Raw genomic sequence first — 19978 nt, 5'->3', positions numbered from 1 at the left:
GCTTCGACGAGCTCAGCCTGAGCGGGATCGAAGGTTATTATACCAACTCCGCTCACCCTGAGTTCGTCGAAGGGTCATGCCGAAGCCGTCGAAGCCGCGCCGTTCAGGACAGACCATGCAACTCCCCTCCCTCGCCGCCACCATCCACGCCGCGCTGGCCGAATCCGAGCCGCGCGCCAAGGTCATGGCGGCGCGCAAGGTGGCGCGCGACTGGCGGCTGGGTCGCCTCGCCTTCACCTTCGACGTCGCGATGCCCGAGACGCCGGGCCGCCCCGATGCCCCCGAACTGCTGCCACCTGCCCGGATGCCCAAGCGCGGCAAGGGCGGATCGGAGCGCGGGCGCCTCGCCCTGTGGCACGCCCTCGCCCATATCGAGTTCGTCGCCATCGACCTCGCGCTCGACATGGCGGGCCGATTCGGCGCCGCGATGGGGCCGCAGTTCGTGTCCGATTTCCTCCGGGTGGCAGCGGACGAGGCGATGCATTTCACCGTGATCGACAGGCACTTGCGCAGCTTCGGCAGCCACTACGGCGCGCTTCCCGCACACGATGGGTTGTGGAGCGCGGCTTACGACACGCGCCATGACGTAGGGGCCCGGCTCGCCGTCGTTCCGATGGTGCTGGAAGCCCGCGCGCTCGACATCACCCCGGCCACGATCGAGCGGGTTCGCGCGGTGGGCGACGAGCGCGGCGCACGCATCCTCGAACGAATCCTTGACGACGAAATTGCCCACGTCCGCTTCGGCGCAACTCATTTCGCCGCTGTCGCCGAACGGTTGGGCGAGGATGTCCGAGACCTATGGAAAACCTTGGTTTCCCGCTATTTCAAAGGGGCCGTTAAACCGCCGTTCAACGACTCGGCGCGCCTTGCAGCCGGTTTGTCGCGCGATCTGTATACTGCGCTTGCCTGACTTAAAACTAACGGCATAAGTCACATCCAGCGAGACGGCGGGGGGTTCCGACCATCTCCAACACCCCAGGTGCACCCGATTACGGGGCGCCGAAAAGTAGCGTCGTGCGTCCTTCGGGGCAGCGGCGGACAACAAGGTATTGCGAGTGGTCGTGACGAATTTCATTTCCCGGTTCCGCGCTGTGGCCAGTCTCTGTGTCGCCGCCGGTCTTACCATCGCCGCGCACCCCGCGATGGCCAACAGCAGCGCCGCCGCTGCCGACATTTCCTCCACCCTCCGCACCAGCCAGGCCGCCAACCAGTCGGTCACCGGTGGTGAGGACGAACAGTTCAGCCAGCTCTTCAGCTCGTGGCAGAACTTCGAGGAAACCGGCCTCGCCGCAGCCAAGCCCAAGGCAGCCGTCGGCGGCATCGCCTCGGTCGCCATCCCCTCGCGCAACCCCCTCGCCATGGACCGCATGACCAGCAGCTTCGGCATGCGCGATCACCCGATCCTCGGCGGTCGCCGTGCCCACAAGGGCGTCGACCTCGCCGCGCCGACCGGCACGCCGGTCTACGCCACCGCCGACGGCAAGGTCAGCCGCGCCTCGTGGTTCAGCGGCTATGGCCTCTACATCTCGCTCGAACATGGCGGCGACATGCAGACCCGCTACGGCCACATGTCGCGCCTGAACGTCGCGGAAGGCCAGATCGTCCACAAGGGCGACGTGATCGGCTACGTCGGTTCCACCGGCAACTCGACCGGCCCGCACCTTCACTACGAAGTCCGCGTCGATGGCACTGCCGTGAACCCGATTCCTTACATGCAGGCAGGTCTCGCCTCGGCCAAGTGAGGCTCGAGCCGCCGCATACCCCCCAAGAGTTTCCCGGTTGAGAGGAGGAAGAGGCGGTCGTGAGGCCGCCTTTTCTTTTGCTTGCGCTCCGTAGCCCAAAAAAAGGGGGCGGCCCGTCACGAGGGTGGGCCACCCCTTGAAGTTGGGGAGAAGCGGTTACCGCACCGGGGGTCCGCCAGGGCGGGAGTTGGTGCGGTGGACCGGCAGGAACCTCTTCGCACTTGCGCCAGGCAGGCACATTGATCGCGGTCAAATCCGGCGACTCGCACTGAAAATCCGCGATCTCCCGCCGTTCTGGACTGGATGGACAAGGCCCGCTTCCGCCCCACCCCGATCCTGCGCGAACGACGTCGCAGGCGCTGTGCGCGCTTCGCCCTCACCGATTCGCAAGGCGTGGAGATCGCGGTGATCGTGCGCGACATCTCCTCGCACGGGCTCAGCGCCGCCGCTGCGGGCGTACCGCCACTGCTCGACGAAGTGGTGCGGGCGAAGCTGGAGGATGGCCGCGAACTGTGGGGACTCGTCCGCTGGCGCGAGGGCAACCTGTTCGGGGTGGAGTTCGACCCCAGACCGCAGGCCTAGACCGCAGAACTGAACCGCCGCAGCGAGTCCTTGCGATACGGGTCGAACCGCGCCGCGATGGAGCGCGCGTAAGGCAGCCCGCCCGGCGCGATGACGAGGTCGTCCCCATCCGCCTCGCACAGCCCAGCCGCGAAGTAGGGCGCCAGCAGCGGCCATGCCTCGCGGTGGAGATCGGGCTCCACGGCGGCGCGGCCCCGGCACAGCAGCGCTTCGATCACCGCGCCGCGGCGGCGATCCTCGGCATGGCGCACGATACCGCGCGTGGCCGTCAGCCGTTCCTGCGACAGCATCATACGGTAGCGCCCGGTGTTCTTCTCGTTCTGGACAAGGAGGTCGGGAAACCCGCTGATCGCCGAAGCGCCGAGCCCTAGCAGCACCGGCGCTTGATCCTCCGTGAAGCCCTGGAAATTGCGCCTGAGGTGCCCGGTCAGCATCGCCTGCGCGAGCGGATCGCCCGGTAGCGCGAAATGGTCGAACCCGACCGCGACATAGCCCCGGTCGAGCAGGTACTCATGCCCGAACGCCGCCATCGCGAAGCGCGCGGCGGCATCGGGCAAGGCGCTGGCGTCGATCTTGCGCTGGCGGGCGATCAGGTGCGGGACGTGGGCATAGCCGAACAGCGCGATGCGGTCGGCGCCGAGCGCGACCGTCTGTTCCAGCGAATCCTTGAGATGCGCCATCGTCTGCCCCGGCAGGCCGTACATCAGATCGAAGTTGATCGATGCGACGCCCGCCGCGCGCAGCATCGCCGTGCCCTCCTCGATCATGCGTGCGGGCTGAACACGCCCGATCGCCTGCTGGAGCCGGGGCGCGAAAGTCTGCACGCCGAGGCTGGCCCGCTCGATGCCGACGGTGGCGATCACGTCGGCCCACTCCGGCCCCAGCGTGCGCGGGTCCAGTTCGATCGAGGTGACGGGGCGCGAGGTCTCGAACTGCAGCGTCAGCGCATCGACCAGCCGCACGAAGTCGATCGGCGAGATGCCGTTGGGGCTGCCGCCGCCGAAGGCGATGCGGGTGATCCGCGCGCCGGCGGGCAGGCGCTCCGCCACCAGCACGATCTCGCGGTGGAGCGCATCGAGGTAGCTCGCCACGCGATCTCGCCGGTTGGCGACGCTGGTGTTGCAGCCGCAGTACCAGCAGATCTTCTCGCAGAACGGGATGTGGACGTAGAGCGAGACATCGCCCGTAGTCCGCTCCAGCGCCACCTCATAATCCGCCGGGCCTACGCCCTCGCCGAACTCCGCCGCCGTCGGGAAGCTGGTGTAGCGCGGCACGGGAATCGCGAGGAGGTCGGGGTGATAGGTCCACATGCCATCCTCATCGCGCAGGTCCGCCCGGCGGTCATTGCGTTCGATCAAGCCGCTTGCGCTTGCTGTCCGCATGGCACCCCTTGGCGCAGCACGGCCCCTGCGGCGGACCGGGAGGGGCGTCACGCGTCGGCACCGGCAGCGTCATCGCCGCGCCGCCGCAGAGCGCCACGGACAGTTCGCGCGCCTCGGCCCTCAGCGGCCCGACCATCGCAGGCACCAGCGCCAGCGCGCCGAACAGGGCGAGTAAATGGCGTGCGCGTCCTTCCCCTGCTTCGTCATTGCGAGCGAAGCGAAGCAATCCAGCGCCGCGCCGGCCCATCTGGATTGCTTCGCTTCGCTCGCAATGACGAAGGGGTGTTCCGTTGCGCGCAGCAGTAATCACCCGCCCATCTCTTCGTCGATCAGGATGCGATTGGCGGCGCCGTCCATATCCTCGTACTGCCCGCTGCGCATCGACCAGAAGAACGCGGCAAGGGCGACGAGGCCCATCCCCAGCGAAAGCGGGATCATGAAGCCGAGGATCGTCATCGTCAGTCCTTTCCCGCCGCGCGGGCAAGGCGCAGCGAATTGCCCACCACCAGCAGCGAGCTGCCCGACATCGCCAGCGCCGCGACCAGCGGGGTGACGTGCCCCATGATCGCGAGCGGAACCGCCAGCACGTTGTAGATCACGGCGGTGGCGAAGTTCTGACGCACCACACGCATCGTCGCGCGGGCCACGCGGACAGCGGTGGCGACGGGCATCAGCCGCTCACCCACGAACACCGCGTCCGCTGCCTGCTGCGACACGTCGCTCGCCCCGCCCGGCGCGATGGAGACGTGCGCGCCCGCCAGCGCGGGGCCGTCGTTGAGGCCGTCACCCACCATAAGCACCTTGTGGCCCACGGCGGCGCGGCGTTCGAGCAGCGCCAGCTTGTCCGCCGGGCGCATCGCGGCGGTGGCGAAGAGGCCGAGCTGACGCGCCACCGCGCCGACCGCCTCCACGCGGTCCCCCGAGGCGATGGCGACGGGCAGAGCCTGCCGATGGAGCGCGGCGATCGTTTCCCTCACGTCAGGGCGCAGCGGGTCGGCGAAGGCGATGCGGGTGCGGGTGCCATCGACGAGGAGATCGACGGCAAGGCTGGCGCCGTCCACTTTGGGGCGCAACAAGGCCACGTTAGCATCGGCATAGCGCGCCATCAGGCCGGTGCCCGCCTGTTCCGAGATACCCTCGATGGCGGCAGGCTCGACGCCCTCCTCGCGCAACGCACGGGCAAGGCCGCGGCTCAGCGGATGACGGCTCGCCTGCGCCAGCCCCAGCGCGATGGCGCGGCTGCGCGGGCCGAGCATGGCGAGGGTGATCGGGCGCGGCTCGCCCAGCGTCAGGGTGCCGGTCTTGTCGAGCAGCACTTCGTCCGCCTCGGCCAGCCGCTCCAGCGCGGAGCCGTCCTTGATGAGCAGCCCGCGCCGCATCAGCGCGCCCGCCGCGATGACCTGTGCCGCCGGGACCGCAAGGCCGAGCGCGCAGGGGCAGGTGATGATGAGCACGGCGGTGGCGATCGTCAGCGCCTTGTAGACACCCGCACCCGCCAGCATCCAGCCGCAGAAGCTGAGGAACGCGAGCGTGTGGACGGCGGGCGCATAGAGCCGCGCCGCCCGGTCCGCAACGCGCACGTAGCGAGAGCGGGACTGGCCCGCCTCGTCCATCAGCCGCGCGATGTCGGCAAGCGCGGTGTCCTGCGCGGCGGCGGTGACGCGCACGCGCACCGGATCGCCGAGGTTGATCATCCCCGCGTGGATCAGGTCGCCGGGCGCGGCGGGGCGCGGGTCGCTCTCGCCGGTCAGCATCGAGGCGTCGACGGTGGTGCGCCCCTCGACGATCTCGCCGTCCGCCGCCAGCGCCTCGCCCGCCGCGACGAGCATGACCATGCCCGGCCGCAGCTTCTCCGCCTCGACGTAGCGGGCAGTGCCGTCCTCGCCCGGAACCTGCGCGCCCCGACCCATGCGACCCAGCAGCGCGGCGATGCCCGAGCGCGCACGCCCGCGCATCATCGCATCGAGCGTGCGGCCCGCGAGCAGGAAGAACAGCAGCATGACCGCGCCGTCGAAGTAGGCATGCTCGCCGCCGGTCAGCGTCTCGTAGAGGCTCATCGCCGTCGCCAGGATCACGCCGATGGAGATCGGCACGTCCATGTTGGTGCGGCGGTACTTCAGCGCCATCCACGCAGAGGCGAAGAACGGGCGGCCCGAATAGGCGACCACCGGAATGCCGATGAGCGCGCTGATCCAGTGGAACATCCCGCGCGTCACCGCATCGGTGCCCGACCAGATCGAGACCGAAAACAGCATGACGTTCATCATGCCGAACCCCGCCACCGCCAACGCGCGGATCAGGCGCTTCGTCTCCACATCATCGCGGGCGAGCGGGTTGTCGGCGGCGCGCTCGGCCTCGAAGCCGAGCTTGCGGATTTCCTCGATCAGCGTCTCGCCGTCGAGCGTGGCCGCGTGGCTGACGGCGACGCGTTTCGCCGAAAGGTTCACCCGCGCCGAGGCGACACCGGGGACCAGCGCGAGGCCGCGCTCGATCTTGCCGATGCAGCCCGCGCAGTGGATGCCGGGAACGGTGAAGCGGCTGTCGATGGTGGGCTCGCTCGGGACCGGGACGACTGGTGGGGGCGTGATCGCGTTCATGCGCCGATCTCCTGCTGGGTGCGCCAGTGACGGCCTTGCGCCTCGACCTCGAAACGCAGGATCCAGCGACCGGCGGGGAGCGGCTGCGTGCTGATCCAGCGGGTGCCTTCGTGGCGGAAGGTGAGGGCCACGTCGGGAAGGCGGCCGAGGGGATGGCGGGCGGTGGCGATGAGCGTAGCGCGCGCGGCGGGGGCTTCGACAGGCTCAGCCTGAGCGGGTTTCATAGGGAGCGAATTATCCCCATTCCGCTCATCCTGAGCTTGTCGAAGGATGGATGGCGCGATGCCTAGATCCACCACAACCCGCCCCTCTTTCCCGCGCCGCGCATCCAGCCGCCAGCCCAGAGCCTTCTCCCGCGCCGCTTCGTCGAGCCAGCGGTTGAAGTCCTGGCTGGCGACGTAGGAGTTCTCCACCACAATGCCGCCGAAGGTCGTGCTGGCGAGCGTCGCCATCGTCACGTTGACGGCCACCACCACGCCGAACCCGGCGACGAGGATAGCGGTCATGTGCCCCCCAGTGAAATTCTGACCACTGAAAGGCTTGCGGGTCTGCACGGTCATGGTCTCGCCTCCTGCGGCTTGTCGAAGGTGACTTCGGAAAGGGCGGTCTCGCGCGCTTCGTCCTGCGCCTGCACGCGGAAGGCGAAGTCCTGCTTCGCCGTGGAAGCTGGCGCGACGACGTAGACGCGCAGGGCCTGCGTGGCGTCGGCGGGGACGGTGCGGACGAGGCTGCGGGCGGCATCGGCGCGGGCGGTGTCGTCGGTCCACATCGCGGCGCCGGGCAGGCCCTCGATGGCGATCTCCATCGCGCGGGGGCGGCCCTGCATGTTGCGCACGCGCAGCGTGTAGGCATTGCGCACCGAACCATCGCTCATGAGGATGTACGGCGGATTGCGGTCCTTGGCGACGGTCAGGCCGGTGTGGACGCGGGTGCCCAGCAGGAACAGCAGGGCAAGGCCGCTGCCCGCCCAGACGCCGAAGTAGGCGATCGTGCGCGGCCGCCAGATCAGCCTGAGGTGGCGCGTCGGCGGCTGTCCGGCCTTCTCGCGCTCGCTGTCCTCCAGCGTGGCGTAGTCGATCAGTCCGCGCGGGCGGCCGACGTCCTTCATCACCCGGTCGCAGGCGTCGATGCACAGCGCGCAGGTGATGCAGCCGACCTGCGGCCCCTGCCGGATGTCGATACCGGTGGGGCAGACGGCGACGCACTGGTTGCAGTCGATGCAGTCCCCAAACGCACCGGGGGCCTTCTGCGCCTTCTTGACGCTGGCGCGCGGTTCGCCGCGGAAGTCCTTGTAGGTGACGGTCAGCGATTTCTCGTCCGTCATCGCGGTCTGGATGCGCGGCCAGGGGCACATGTAGATGCACACCTGTTCGCGCATGAAACCGCCGAGGACGAAAGTCGTCGCGGTCAGCGTCGCGACGGTGGCGTAGGCGACGGGATCGGCGGTGCCGCTCCAGAACGCGCGCTGGAGGGTGGGGGCATCGGCGAAGTAGTAGATCCACGCACCGCCGGTAGCGAAGCTGATGGCGAGGTAGATGCTCCACTTCACCAGCCGCCGGGCGATCTTGGCCGGGCCCCAGGGCGCCTTGTAGAGCTTGAACCGCGCGTTGCGGTCCCCGTCGATCAGGCGGTCGACGTGCTGGAACAGGTCGGTCCAGACGGTCTGGGGGCAGGCATAGCCGCACCATGCGCGGCCCACGGCGCTGGTGACGAGGAACAGGCCAATGCCCGCCATGATGAGCAGGCCCGCCACGAAGTAGAACTCGTGCGGCCAGATCTCGATGCCGAACATATAGAAGCGGCGGTGGCCAAGATCGACCAGCACCGCCTGATCGGGTGCGTAGGGCCCACGGTTCCAGCGCAGCCAAGGCGTGACCCAGTAGACCGCGAGGCACAGCGCCATGATCGCCCACTTGATGCGGCGGAACCTGCCGTCGATGCGGTGATTGAAGACGGGCTCGCGCTTTGCGTAGAGCGATGCTTGCGTAATGTCGGGGGGCGTGCTCATGGTACTTGTCCGCTGAAAGGCGGGATGGGCATGGCCTCTCCCGCTTCGTCATCGCGAGGACCGCAGGTCCGTGGCGATCCAGAGCGGCGGAGCACCGCGCTCGATTGCTTCGCTACGCTCGCAATGACGAGAGGAGGCGGAGGCATGGCGGGTTACGGCTGGGGCGCTGGCTCAGGCGTGGGTGTCTGTTCACCCCCGCCCAGCGAGTGGACGTAAGCCGCCAGCATCTTGATCGTCACCGGATCGAGGCGACCGTTCCACGCGGGCATCACGCCCATGTGCGGCTTGCCGATCTGCGCGACGACCTCCGCCTTGCTGCCGCCGTCGAGCCAGATCGCATCGGTCAGGTCGGGTGCGCCGAACTGGCGGCTGCCCTTGCCCGCCGGGCCGTGACAGACGGCGCAGTTGTCCGCGAAGAGCTTCGCGCCCTCGGCGTTTCGCCGCGCCTTGCCCGACAGCGAGAGAACATGATCCGCTACCGCATCGATCTGCGCGGGCGCCAGCAGGCCATCGCTGCCGAAGTTCGGCATCACCGACATGCGCGTCGCCTCGTCGCCCGGCTGGCGGATGCCGTGGAGCAGCGTCGTCTCGATGGTGGCGAGGTCGCCGCCCCAGAGCCAGTCGTCGTCGTTGAGGTTGGGGAAGCCCTTCGATCCCGCCGCGCCCGCGCCGTGGCACTGGACGCAGTTGATGCGGAACGCCGCAGCGCCCCCCGCCACCGCCGCGCGCATCAGTTCGGGGTGCTTCGGCAGTTCGTCGATAGGCATGTCGGCCAGCGCCGCGACGGTCTTCGCGCGGGCGGCAGCAGCGGCCTTCATGTCCTTGTCCAGCTCGCCCCGGCTGGTCCAGCCGAGCGTGCCTTGCGTTGCGCTCGAGAGCATCGGCCACGCCGGATAGACCACGCAGTAGCCCAGCGCGAAGACGATGCAGGCGTAGAAGGTCCAGAGCCACCAACGCGGCAGCGGGGTGTTGAGCTCCTCGATCCCGTCCCATTCGTGGCCGACGGTTTCGGTCTGCGTGGCTTTGTCGAGGCGGCCTTTTATATCAGCCCCATGTTTCTCAGCCATCGTTCTCGTCCTTGAAGATCAGGCGTGCGGCGGTCTCGTTCTTGGCGCGATGACCGGGGCGGAAGGGCCAGGCGACGAGGACGAGGAACACCGCCAGCATCGCGAGAAGGCCCCAGCTGTCGGCGATGTGCCGCAGCAGGTCGTAGGTGGAGTGCGTGCTCACCGGCCCTTCTCCTTCGCGAGCTGTTCCTGCGCGGCGGCGGCGTTGACGTCGACCATGGTGCCGAGCACTTGCAGGTAGGCGACGAGCGCATCCATCTCGGTCACGCGCTTGGGATCGCCGTCGAAATCGCGGACCTGCGCCTTGGGGTAGCGCTGGGTCAGGTCGCCCGCGTCGGCCTCGGGATCCGCCTGCGCGGTGAGGTCTGTCAGTGCGCTGGCGACGTCGCGGTCGGTATAGGGCACGCCCACGCGGCGCAGCGCCGTCAGGTTCGCGGCAGGGTCGGCCACGTTGAGATCGCGCTCCGCCAGGAAGCCGTATTTCGGCATCACCGATTCCGGCACGACGCCCTGCGGGTTGGTCAGGTGCTGGACGTGCCAGCTGTCCGAGTAACGCCCGCCCACGCGCGCCAGGTCAGGCCCGGTGCGCTTGGAGCCCCACTGGAACGGATGGTCGTACATCGATTCCGCGGCGAGGCTGTAGTGGCCGTAGCGCTCCACTTCGTCGCGGAACGGGCGGATCATCTGGCTGTGGCAGGTGTAGCACCCCTCGCGCACGTAAATGTCGCGGCCTGCCTGCTCCAGCGGGGTATAGGGGCGCACGCCCTGAACTTTCTCGATGGTGTTGTCGATCCAGAACAGCGGCGCGATCTCGACGATGCCGCCGATGGCGACGACGACGAGCGCGCAGATGCCGAGCAGGGTCACGTTCTTTTCGAGCGTCTTGTGGCGTTCGACGATGGTGGTCATGGATTTTCCCCTCAGTTCGCGAGGATGGGGCGGTCGAGAGCCGCATCGTAGGCGGCGTCACGCAGGGGCCTCTCCTCGCGCAGCTTGCCCAGGATCGTCGCCCAGACGTTGACCGTCATGATGACCGCACCGGCGAGGTAGAGCGCTCCGCCGAAGGCGCGCAGGGCGTACATCGGGTGCAGCGCGGCCACGCTGTCGGCGAACGAGTTCACGAGGTAGCCGTCGGCTCCGTACTCGCGCCACATCAGCCCCTGGGTGATCCCCGCCACCCACATGCTGGCGGCGTAGAAGACGATCCCCAGCGTCGCGAGCCAGAAGTGCCAGTTCACCATGCGCAGCGAGTAGAGCCGCTCACGCCCCCACAGGCGCGGCACGAGGTAGTAGATCGCCCCGAAGGTGATCATCCCGTTCCAGCCCAGCGCGCCGGAGTGGACGTGGCCGATGGTCCAGTCGGTATAGTGCGAGAGCGAGTTGACGCTCTTGATCGACATCATCGGGCCTTCGAAGGTGCTCATGCCGTAGAAGGCCAGCGCCATCACCATCATGCGGATGATCGGGTCGGTGCGGACCTTGTCCCAGGCCCCGTTCAGCGTCATCAGCCCGTTGATCATGCCGCCCCAGCTCGGCATCCACAGCATGATCGAGAACACCATGCCCAGCGTCTGCGCCCAGTCGGGCAGCGCGGTGTAGTGGAGGTGGTGCGGACCCGCCCAGATGTAGAGGAAGATCAGCGACCAGAAGTGGATGATGGAGAGGCGATAGGAATAGACCGGCCGCTCCGCCTGCTTGGGCACGAAGTAGTACATCATCGCGAGAAAGCCGGCGGTCAGGAAGAAGCCGACCGCGTTGTGGCCGTACCACCACTGCACCAGCGCCCCCTGCACGCCCGCGAACAGCGGATAGCTCTTGGAGCCGAGCAGGCTGACCGGCAGGTCGAGGTTGTTGACTATGTGGAGCATCGCCACGGTGACGATGAACGCTAGGTAGAACCAGTTCGCCACGTAGATGTGCGGCTCGCTGCGCCTGACGATCGTGCCGACGAAGACCGCGAGGTAGGCGACCCAGACGATCGTCAGCCACCAGTCGACGTACCATTCGGGCTCGGCGTATTCCTTGCCCTCGCTGATGCCGAGGAGATAGCCCGTGGCGGCCAGCACGATGAACAGCTGGTAGCCCCAGAACACGAAGCGGGCGAGGCCGGGAAAGGCCAGCCGCGCGCGGCAGGTGCGCTGGACGACGTAGTAGCTCGTCGCGATCAGGGCGTTGCCGCCGAACGCGAAGATCACCGCCGAGGTATGCAGCGGGCGCACCCGGCCGAAATTCAGGTACGGCTCAAGGTTCAGCCCCGGCCAGGTCAGCTGCGCGGCGATGAACACGCCCGCGAGGAACCCCGCCATGCCCCAGAAGACGGTGGCGATCATGCCCCAGCGGATCGGGTCGTCGTCGTAGCGCCCCTGATCGGGAAAGCGCAGCACGCCGCGCGCGATGCCGTCGTAGTCGGCGCCGCGCAGGGTGAACCACAAGGCCGTCATCGCCGCGAGGGCGACGATACCCATGTGGATGGCGAAACCCTGATCCGCCGCCAGAGCGGACGCCATCACGGCCAGGAAGAGCACGGCAAGCCACACGCCTGCCCGCGCCAGCACCGAAACCATAAGCTTTCTCTTTTCGAGATGAGTTGCTGATCGGATTCGGCCTTGGGCGCTTTGGGGAACGCCCGCATTGACGGCGATCAAAAATCCCAAACGCGCGAAATTCCGCCAGTTTTTGCGCCCGATCAATTCCTTGCAGCGGCGCAAGGCGCAGATGCGGGAGGCCGCTCAGAGGGGGGAAGACGCATGGTGCGGCCCCGGCGGCGCTCGAAAGACGAACTTATGCGCAAGATCATCCCAGTCGCCGCCGCTCTCGCAGCCGCCACCGCGATCGCGAGCCCGGCCCTCGCCGGCAGCCCGGAAGGCAAGCTGCAGGTCAAGGTGCTCGGCTCGGCGGTGCTCGCCGATGGCGGCGTGGACAAGATCAAGTCGATCGATTCCGGACTTGCCACCACGCTCTCCGGAATGGGCGTCGCAGATGTGGACACCAAGGCCAACGACAACGTGGTGCCGACACTCGCGGTCGAATACTTCTTCAGCAAGGCGGTCTCGGTGGAGACGATCTGCTGCTTCACCCAGCACCACATCAACGGCGCGGCGGACCTTGCGGGCACGAAGATCGTCGATCACGTCCTGATCCTGCCGGCGACGGTGACGGCCAAGTTCCATCTCGACACCGGCGGCCCGATCAAGCCCTACGTCGGCGCGGGCCCGGCGCTGTTCTTCGTCTTCGACGAGAAGCCCGGCGCGACCATGCAGGCGCTCGGCGTGGGCAAGGTGAAGATGTCCAACTCGCTCGGCGTCGCGCTGCAGGGCGGCGTGGACATCGCGCTCGGCAAGAGCGGCTACGGCATCACGCTGGACGCCAAGAAGTACTTCGTGAAGCCGACCGCCAGCTTCTACGCCGATGGCGACCGGGTGCTGAAAACGAAGCACGACCTCGACCCCTGGGTGCTGAGCGCGGGCCTGTCGTACCGGTTCTGATGCATCCATTCCTCCCCGAGCTTGTCTCGGGGAGGAATTTGCTAGACCTCGTGGAAGTTCAGCGTCGCGTTCAGCACGAAGACCAGCGTCCCGGCCACCAGCGAGACCATCACCCGCGCCAGCAGGTAATGCGCGCCGAACACGCCGGTCAGCAGCGCGAAGCCGGCAAGGATCACCGCCAGCCCGATCAACGCGTTGGTGAGAAAATAGACGTAGCCGGTGAATATCCCCCGGTCGCTCTCGCGGAACACCCAGACGCGCGCCAGCACGTAGTTCAGCGAGTTGGCGATGAGAAAGCCGACCGTCACCGCCACGAACTTGTCGATGCCGAGCCGCGAGACCATCACCCAGATCAGCGCCATGTCGATCGCGAAGCAGGTGGACGACGAGACCGCGTTGCGCACGAAGAGCACCGCCGTGTGGCGGCTGAACAGGCCGTAGTGGGGATGGCCTTCGGAAACGCGGCGTCCCGGCTCGATGGGCGAATGGAACATGCTTCGGCCAACTCCGGCAAGAGGGCAAAGTTTCCCGCGACGCAGCAAGTAAACGACCATCAGTTCGTCATTGCGAGCGCAGCGAAGCAATCCAGGCGGTAAACATAGCGTCGGATTGCCGCGCGGCTTCGCCGCTCGCAATGACGATCAGTTGACCTTATCCCGCTTCGGCCACCAGCGTCTCCAGATCGAGGATCGTCACTTCCCGGCGCGAGGGGATGTCGATCACGCCTTCGTTCTTCAGGCGGGTGAACTGGCGGCTGACCGTCTCGATCGTCAGGCCCAGCACGTCGGCGATCTGCTGGCGCGAGAACGGCAGGGTCAGGATGCGCTGGTTGGGATTGTCGAAGGCGATGCGGCAGCCCGATCCGCCCAGCCGCTCGGTCATCTCGACCAGGAAGCTCGCCATCTTCTCCGCCGCCGACTTGCGGCCCAGCAGCAGCATCCAGCGGCGCGTGCGGTCGAGTTCGCCCAGCGTGCGCTCCAGCAGCTTGTGCTCCAGCGCCGGGTGTTCGCGCGCGAAGGCGTCGAAGTCGCGGCGGGAGAACACGCAGACCCGCGCGTCGGTCAGCGCGGTGACGCCGTGGCCGGTGGTGCCGCCGAAGGGCCGCCCGATGAAGTCGGAAGGGTATACCACGCCGACGATCTGCTCGCGCCCGTCCTCGGTATTGGTCGACAGCTTGAGCACGCCGTCGATGACGTTGGCGACGAGGACCGAATCCTCGCCTTCCCAGATGATCGATTCACCCGCCGTCAGTTCGCGCGTGCGGCCGATCGCATTGAGCGCGTTCAGCTCCTTCGCGTCCAGCGCGGCACAGATCGCCCGGTTCCGGACGACGCAGAGATCACAGGAAGACATAGGGCAGGATCACCGGGGGCTGTCGCTTCTCAAGGGTCGCATAGCGGAAAAGGCGCGGTTTTTCAAAGCTGCCGCTTCTCGAGCTTGCGCGCCAGCGTGCGGCGGTGGAGGCCAAGGCGACGCGCGGTCTCGGAGATGTTGAACTCGCACTCCACCAGCGTCTGGTGGATGTATTCCCACTCCAGCGTCTTGATCGAGGTCTTGCGGCCCTCCACCGGCACGCTGGCATCGCCGCGCAGATTGCCGAACGCGGCCTCGATGTCGTCGGTGTTGGAGGGCTTGGCGAGGTAATGCGCGGCCCCCAGCTTGATCGCCTCGACGGCGGTGGCGATGCTCGCGTAGCCGGTCAGCACGACGATGCGGGTTTCCGGCGCATGGGCATGCAGCGCCTCGACCACCGAAAGGCCCGAGGCCGCGCCGAGCTTGAGGTCCACCACGGCATAGTCGAACGCGTACATGGCGAAGAGCGCTTCCGCCTCCTCCGGGCTGCCCGCCGAGGCGACCCGGTAGCCGCGCCGCTCGAACGAGCGGCGCAGGGTGCGCGCGAAGGTGGGATCGTCCTCGACGATCAGCAGGCTCGCGCCCGTCGCCTCGGTGCTTCCGTCGCCGTTGACGTCTGCCGTCTCGGTCATGCTTTCTCGTCCGGTCCGTCGTTCTCCAGCGCCAGTGTAGCGAGAGGAATGACGAGTTGCACGCTCGCTCCACCACCCTCCCGATTCTCGACCGTGACGGTGCCGCCCAGCTTGCGGATGACGTTGACGACGAGGAACAGCCCCAGCCCGCCGCCGTCGCGCCCCTTGGTCGAGGCATAGGGCTGGCCGATCCGTCCGGTCATCTCCGGCGCGAAGCCCGGCCCGCGGTCGGCGACGGTGAGGACGAGGCGTCGCGCCTCCCCGTCCGCTTCCAGCCAGGCCTCTATCAGCACGAGATCGGGGGATACCTCGATGGCGTTGTCTATGACGTTGCCGATGATCTGGCGCAGGCCCGGATCGGCGATGATCGGGACGTTCTCGTCGATCCTGTCGAGCAGCCGCAGCTCGCCGGGGATGCGCGCGCGCCATTCCTCGACGATGTCCTCGATGAAGGCGCAGACGGTGGTCACCGCCGGATCGACGCCGCGCACCTCACCCGCCGACATCAGGATGCCGGAGACGATGGTCTTGCAGCGCTCCAGCTCGCGGCGGACGTCGGCGAGGTCGGCGGCCATGTCGGGATCGCGGACGACGGCGGGCTCCCGGCTCCAGTCGCCGAGGATGACCGAGATCGAGGAGAGCGGCGTGCCCAGTTCATGTGCCGCGCCGGAGGCAAGCAGGCCCATGCGGATGATGTGGTCCTCCTCCGCCGCCTGCTGGTGATAGGCGGCCAGTTGCGCGTCGCTCTCGCGCCGGTTGCGGTCCAGCCGCACGATGAAGAAGACCAGCAGTACCGCCGCCAGCACGAAGCAGAACAGGCTGCCCTGGATGTAGAGGTGGAAGTGATCTCCCGCATAGCGCTCCGGCAGGCGCAGCGGTACGTAGCGGAAGGTCAGCAGCGCCATGCACAGGCAGGCGTTGAGCGCCACCAGCCAGCTCCACCGCGCCTCCAGGATGATCGCGCCGATCACGATCTGGAGGAGGAACAGGAAGGTGAACGGATTGGTCGCCCCGCCCGAATGATACAGCTGCCAGCACAGCGCCGCGACGTCGATCATCAGCGCCGAGAACAGCTCCCTCTGCGAGAACGCCCGCCGCTGGAGCACGACCCGCGCCACCATCAGGTTGATGACGATGAGCAGCAGCGGCGCCAGCAGCAGCGGCGCCAGCGGCAGGCGCACCTTGAGCACGGTCGCCGCGATGATGATCGTGCCGAGCTGCCCGAACACCGCGATCCAGCGCAACTGGGTGAGCAGGACGACGCTCGACCGGCTGGGGGTGCTGCCCGTCAGCCCGGGCGGCGCGAAGAGGCTCGCCCAGTCGAGGCCGTGCGGCCTCCCGGTCACGCGCGGCGCCAGACGAAGACCAGGCCGAAGACCGAAAGCGCCGCCATCGCGAACCACGTCAGCGCGTAGCTCAGGTGACTGTCGGGAAAGTGGATCTGCGTGAGGCCGGGAACGGGCTTCACCGAGGCGGCGACCGGAGCAGCGGTTTCCTGCTGCGCGTCGACGAAGCCGGGCGACACCTTGCCGAGCCCGCGCGCCGTGGCCAGCGCCGAGACGTCACGCGAATACCAGCGGTCGGCCTGGGGCTGGTTGGACTGGAGGACGCTGCCCTTCGGCTCGGTAAGGCGCAGCAGGCCGACGACGGCGACATGCCCCTCCGGAGTGGCATCCGAAGCAGCGGTGCGGGTGGTCCCGGCGGGCACGAAACCGCGGTTGATCCACAGCGTCCGGCCATCGTCGAGGCGCAGCGGCGTCATCGTCCAGTATCCGGTCCCGAGGTCGGTGGCGGCCCGCACCAGCGCGGTCGCCTTGCCCTGATAGACGCCCGAGACGCGTACGCGAAGGTATTCGAGGTCAGCGTTCAGCCGGGCATCGGCGGGCAGCGCCACCGGAGCGGCATGGACCCGCGCATCGACGCGGGCGATCAGCGCGTGCTTCCAGTGCATCCGCTGCACCTGCCAGACGCCCAGCGCCGCGAAGACGCCGACCGCAACTAGCAGAAGCGCGGCAAGCCCGATGGGCCGCCGCGCTCCTTTCACTGCCTTTGCCGGTTCCACCGTCAGGGGAGCTGGCCCATTTCGTGGGCGCTCATCGGCATCATGTTGGTGTTCAGGTGATACATGACCCACAGCGAACCCGACAGGGTGATGATGACGATCACGATCGTGAAGATCAGCGCCATGACCGTCCAGCCGTTCTCCGACTTGGTGTTCATGTGCAGGAAGTAGATCATGTGGACCACGATCTGCACCGCGGCGAAGGCCATGATGACCAGCGCGGTCGCCTGCTTGTCGGGGATGGCCCCGGTCATCACCAGCCAGAACGGGATGGCGGTGAGGACGACCGAAAGCAGGAAGCCGACGACGTATTCGCGCAGCGAACCGTGGCTCGCGCCGTGCTCGTCGTGATGGCCGTGCGCGTTCGGGTTGGGGTGAGCGTGCCCCCCATGATTAGTGACGTTGCCCATCAGAGCATTCCCATCAGATAGACGAAGGTGAAGACGCCGATCCAGATGACGTCGAGGAAGTGCCAGAACAGCGACAGGCACATGAGGCGGCGCTTGTTGGCCGGAATCAGGCCCTTGACGCCGACCTGCACGACCAGCGTGAACAGCCAGATCAGGCCGAAGGTGACGTGAAGCCCGTGCGTGCCCACCAGCGAGAAGAACGCCGTGAGGAAGCCCGAGCGCATCGGCGTCGCGCCTTCGTGGATCAGGTGGCTGAACTCGTAGAGTTCGATGAACAGGAACGCGCCACCGAACACCGCCGTCACCAGCAACCAGATCTGCGTACCGCTCTTGCTGCCCTTCTCCATCGCCAGCATCGCGAAGCCGTAGGTGATCGACGAGAACAGCAGCATGGCGGTGTTGAGCGCCACCAGCGGCAGGTCGAACAGATCCTTGGGGCCCGGTCCGGCGGCCAGGCTTCCGCCCAGCACGCCGTAGGCCGCGAACAGCATCGCGAAGATGAGGCAGTCGCTCATCAGGTAGATCCAGAAGCCCAGCATGGTGCTGCCGCCTTCGGGATGGTCGTGCTCGTTCAGGTCATAGAACGCGGCCTGAAGCTGCGCCTGATCGAGAGTGTGCGTCGGTGCGGTCGTGGCAGTCATGTCTCAGGCTCCCGCGGCGGCGAGCTGGCGGGTGCGTTCCGCCTCGGTCGCTTCGACCGTCTCGACGGGGATGTGGTAGTCCCGCTTGTAGTTGAAGGTATGGAAGATCGTGTAGCCGAGGATGCCGACGAACGACACCGCCGCGAGCCACCAGATGTACCAGATCATCGCGAAACCGAGGGCGATCGACAGCACCGAGAGGACCACGCCGGTTCCCGTGCCCTTGGGCATGTGGATCGGGCGGAAGCCGGAGGTCGGACGCTCCACGCCGCAGCGCTTCATGTCGTCCCAGGCGTCGAGGTCGTTGACGATCGGCGTGAAGGCGAAGTTGTACTCCGGCGGAGGCGACGAGGTCGCCCACTCCAGCGTGCGGCCGTTCCACGGATCGCCCGTTTCGTCCTTCAGTTCCTCGCGCTTCCAGATCGACACGCCGAACTGGACCAGCATGGCGCCGATGCCGGCTGCGATCATGGCGACGCCGAAGGCGGCGATGATGAACCAGATCTGCAGCGACGGATCGTCGAACACGCGCATGCGACGGGTGACGCCCATCAGGCCGAGGATGTAGAGCGGCATGAAGGCGAACCAGAAGCCCGGCACCCAGCACCAGAACGAGACCTTGCCCCAGAACGAGTTGAGCTTGAAGCCGAAGGCCTTGGGCCACCAGTAGTTGATCGCTGCGAAGATGCCGAACAGCACGCCGCCGATGATGACGTTGTGGAAGTGGGCGATCAGGAACAGCGAGTTGTGGAGCACGAAGTCGGCCGGCGGCACGGCAAGGAGAACGCCGGTCATGCCGCCCACGGTGAAGGTCAGCATGAACGCCACGGTCCACATCATCGGCAGCTCGTAGCGGATGCGGCCGTGGTACATCGTGAACAGCCAGTTGAACAGCTTCGCGCCGGTCGGGATCGAGATGACCATGGTGGTGATCCCGAAGAACGAGTTGACGCTCGCGCCCGAACCCATCGTGAAGAAGTGGTGCAGCCACACGAGGTACGACAGGATGGTGATGACCAGCGTCGCGTAGACCATCGACGAGTAGCCGAACAGGCGCTTGCCGGTGAAGGTCGAGGTGACTTCCGAGAACACGCCGAACAGCGGCAGGACGAGGATGTAGACCTCGGGGTGACCCCAGATCCAGATCAGGTTCACGTACATCATCGGCGAGCCGCCGAAGTCGTTGGTGAAGAAGTTGAAGCCGAGGTAGCGATCGACCGTGAGCATCGTCATCACCGCCGTCAGCACCGGGAAGGCGGCGACGATCAGGATGTTGGTGCAGAGCGCGGTCCAGGTGAACACCGGCATGCGCATCATGGTCATGCCGGGCGCGCGCATCTTGACGATGGTGCAGACCAGGTTGACGCCCGATAGCAAGGTTCCGACACCTGCGATCTGCAAGGCCCAGATGTAGTAATCGACGCCGACCCATGGGCTGTACGCCAGGTTGGACAGCGGCGGATAGGCCAGCCAGCCGGTCTGCGCGAACTCGCCGATGAACAGCGAGGCCATGACCAGCACCGCGCCCGCCGTCGTCATCCAGAAGCTGAAGTTGTTCAGGAACGGGAAGCTGACGTCACGCGCGCCGATCTGCAGCGGCACGATGTAGTTCATCAGGCCGGTCACGAAGGGCATCGCCACGAAGAAGATCATGATGACGCCGTGCGCCGTGAAGATCTGATCGTAATGATGCGAGTTCAGGTAACCGTCGTTCCCGTTGAACGCGATCGACTGCTGGATGCGCATCATGACCGCGTCGGCGAAGCCGCGCAGGAGCATGATGAGGCCGAGCACCATGTACATGATGCCGATCTTCTTGTGGTCGACGCTGGTGAACCACTCGTTCCAGAGATACCCCCAGAGCTTGAAGTAGGTCAGCGCGCCCACGACCGCGATGCCGCCCAGCACCACGACCGCGAAGGTCGCGAGCACGATCGGCTCCTGCGGGATGGCGTCCAGCCACAGGCGGCCCAGAAGTGGGCTCCAGTGCGAATGGTCTACGGCTTCGATGGCCATG

Annotated in this window: 22 protein-coding genes; 4 read left to right on the top strand and 18 right to left on the bottom strand. The window is 67.1% G+C overall.

Features of this window, described 5'->3' with window-relative positions:
- Positions 1–115 precede the first annotated feature (115 nt).
- The 3 genes from LO787_RS20460 (at position 116) to LO787_RS20450 (ending at position 2324) form a co-directional block, all read left to right on the top strand.
- Complete coding sequence (locus LO787_RS20460; RefSeq protein WP_232492821.1) at positions 116–910, top strand: ferritin-like domain-containing protein; 795 nt, start codon at positions 116–118, stop codon at positions 908–910.
- A 145-nt stretch (positions 911–1055) separates the two neighbouring features.
- Positions 1056–1742 (top strand): M23 family metallopeptidase, encoded by a 687-nt coding sequence (locus LO787_RS20455; RefSeq protein WP_232492820.1) that lies wholly within the window; start codon positions 1056–1058, stop codon positions 1740–1742.
- 303 nt (positions 1743–2045) lie between these two features.
- Positions 2046–2324, top strand: a complete 279-nt coding sequence (locus tag LO787_RS20450; RefSeq protein ID WP_232492819.1) for a PilZ domain-containing protein — start codon at positions 2046–2048, stop codon at positions 2322–2324.
- Here the strand turns inward: LO787_RS20450 and hemN are convergent.
- From hemN to ccoN, 10 genes are all read right to left on the bottom strand, one after another.
- Positions 2321–3634, bottom strand: coding sequence for an oxygen-independent coproporphyrinogen III oxidase (gene hemN, locus LO787_RS20445; protein WP_232496384.1), 1314 nt, complete (start codon positions 3632–3634; stop codon positions 2321–2323). The two genes, LO787_RS20450 and hemN, sit on opposite strands and share 4 nt — an antisense overlap.
- Before the next feature lie 31 nt (positions 3635–3665).
- Positions 3666–3932, bottom strand: coding sequence for a hypothetical protein (locus tag LO787_RS20440; protein ID WP_232492818.1), 267 nt, complete (start codon positions 3930–3932; stop codon positions 3666–3668).
- 80 nt (positions 3933–4012) lie between these two features.
- The gene (ccoS, locus tag LO787_RS20435) at positions 4013–4162 is read right to left on the bottom strand and encodes a cbb3-type cytochrome oxidase assembly protein CcoS (protein ID WP_232492817.1); all 150 of its coding nucleotides are present in this window, start codon (positions 4160–4162) and stop codon (positions 4013–4015) included.
- A gap of 2 nt (positions 4163–4164) precedes the next feature.
- A complete protein-coding gene (locus LO787_RS20430) occupies positions 4165–6303 on the bottom strand; it encodes a heavy metal translocating P-type ATPase (protein WP_232492816.1) in 2139 nt (712 codons plus the stop codon).
- Positions 6300–6863 (bottom strand): FixH family protein, encoded by a 564-nt coding sequence (locus tag LO787_RS20425; protein ID WP_232492815.1) that lies wholly within the window; start codon positions 6861–6863, stop codon positions 6300–6302. The genes LO787_RS20430 and LO787_RS20425 overlap by 4 nt, the downstream gene beginning before the upstream one ends.
- Entirely contained in the window at positions 6860–8311 is a 1452-nt protein-coding gene (gene ccoG, locus LO787_RS20420; protein WP_232492814.1) for a cytochrome c oxidase accessory protein CcoG, read from the bottom strand. The genes LO787_RS20425 and ccoG overlap by 4 nt, the downstream gene beginning before the upstream one ends.
- A 152-nt stretch (positions 8312–8463) precedes the next feature.
- Entirely contained in the window at positions 8464–9378 is a 915-nt protein-coding gene (gene ccoP, locus LO787_RS20415) for a cytochrome-c oxidase, cbb3-type subunit III (RefSeq protein ID WP_232492813.1), read from the bottom strand.
- Positions 9371–9541, bottom strand: coding sequence for a cbb3-type cytochrome c oxidase subunit 3 (locus LO787_RS20410; RefSeq protein WP_232492812.1), 171 nt, complete (start codon positions 9539–9541; stop codon positions 9371–9373). The genes ccoP and LO787_RS20410 overlap by 8 nt, the downstream gene beginning before the upstream one ends.
- Complete coding sequence (gene ccoO, locus LO787_RS20405) at positions 9538–10287, bottom strand: cytochrome-c oxidase, cbb3-type subunit II (RefSeq protein WP_232492811.1); 750 nt, start codon at positions 10285–10287, stop codon at positions 9538–9540. Before ccoO ends, LO787_RS20410 begins: the two co-directional genes overlap by 4 nt.
- Before the next feature lie 11 nt (positions 10288–10298).
- Positions 10299–11942, bottom strand: a complete 1644-nt coding sequence (gene ccoN, locus LO787_RS20400; protein WP_232492810.1) for a cytochrome-c oxidase, cbb3-type subunit I — start codon at positions 11940–11942, stop codon at positions 10299–10301.
- A gap of 219 nt (positions 11943–12161) precedes the next feature.
- On the opposite strand from ccoN, the gene LO787_RS20395 reads away from it, so the two are divergent.
- The gene (locus tag LO787_RS20395; RefSeq protein ID WP_232492809.1) at positions 12162–12863 is read left to right on the top strand and encodes an OmpW/AlkL family protein; all 702 of its coding nucleotides are present in this window, start codon (positions 12162–12164) and stop codon (positions 12861–12863) included.
- Between the two features lie 41 nt (positions 12864–12904).
- Here the strand turns inward: LO787_RS20395 and LO787_RS20390 are convergent, their stop codons facing one another.
- The 8 genes from LO787_RS20390 to cyoB form a co-directional block, all read right to left on the bottom strand.
- A complete protein-coding gene (locus LO787_RS20390) occupies positions 12905–13357 on the bottom strand; it encodes a GtrA family protein (protein WP_232492808.1) in 453 nt (150 codons plus the stop codon).
- A gap of 157 nt (positions 13358–13514) precedes the next feature.
- Complete coding sequence (locus tag LO787_RS20385; RefSeq protein WP_232492807.1) at positions 13515–14216, bottom strand: Crp/Fnr family transcriptional regulator; 702 nt, start codon at positions 14214–14216, stop codon at positions 13515–13517.
- A gap of 62 nt (positions 14217–14278) precedes the next feature.
- Positions 14279–14848 (bottom strand): response regulator transcription factor, encoded by a 570-nt coding sequence (locus LO787_RS20380; RefSeq protein ID WP_232492806.1) that lies wholly within the window; start codon positions 14846–14848, stop codon positions 14279–14281.
- Complete coding sequence (locus LO787_RS20375) at positions 14845–16194, bottom strand: ATP-binding protein (protein WP_420847768.1); 1350 nt, start codon at positions 16192–16194, stop codon at positions 14845–14847. Before LO787_RS20375 ends, LO787_RS20380 begins: the two co-directional genes overlap by 4 nt.
- Entirely contained in the window at positions 16191–16892 is a 702-nt protein-coding gene (locus LO787_RS20370) for an SURF1 family protein (RefSeq protein ID WP_232492805.1), read from the bottom strand. The genes LO787_RS20375 and LO787_RS20370 overlap by 4 nt, the downstream gene beginning before the upstream one ends.
- 20 nt (positions 16893–16912) lie before the next feature.
- A complete protein-coding gene (gene cyoD / locus LO787_RS20365; RefSeq protein ID WP_232492804.1) occupies positions 16913–17320 on the bottom strand; it encodes a cytochrome o ubiquinol oxidase subunit IV in 408 nt (135 codons plus the stop codon).
- Positions 17320–17961 carry a cytochrome o ubiquinol oxidase subunit III gene (gene cyoC, locus LO787_RS20360; protein WP_232492803.1) on the bottom strand — a complete coding sequence of 214 codons (642 nt, stop codon included), beginning with the start codon at positions 17959–17961 and terminating at the stop codon, positions 17320–17322. Before cyoC ends, cyoD begins: the two co-directional genes overlap by 1 nt.
- A 3-nt stretch (positions 17962–17964) precedes the next feature.
- Positions 17965–19977 (bottom strand): cytochrome o ubiquinol oxidase subunit I, encoded by a 2013-nt coding sequence (gene cyoB / locus LO787_RS20355; RefSeq protein ID WP_232492802.1) that lies wholly within the window; start codon positions 19975–19977, stop codon positions 17965–17967.
- Position 19978: the final 1 nt, after the last annotated feature.

It is taken from the genome of Novosphingobium kaempferiae, assembly GCF_021227995.1.
Taxonomy (GTDB): Bacteria; Pseudomonadota; Alphaproteobacteria; order Sphingomonadales; family Sphingomonadaceae; genus Novosphingobium; species Novosphingobium kaempferiae.
This window is presented reverse-complemented; position numbering and strand designations above follow the sequence as displayed.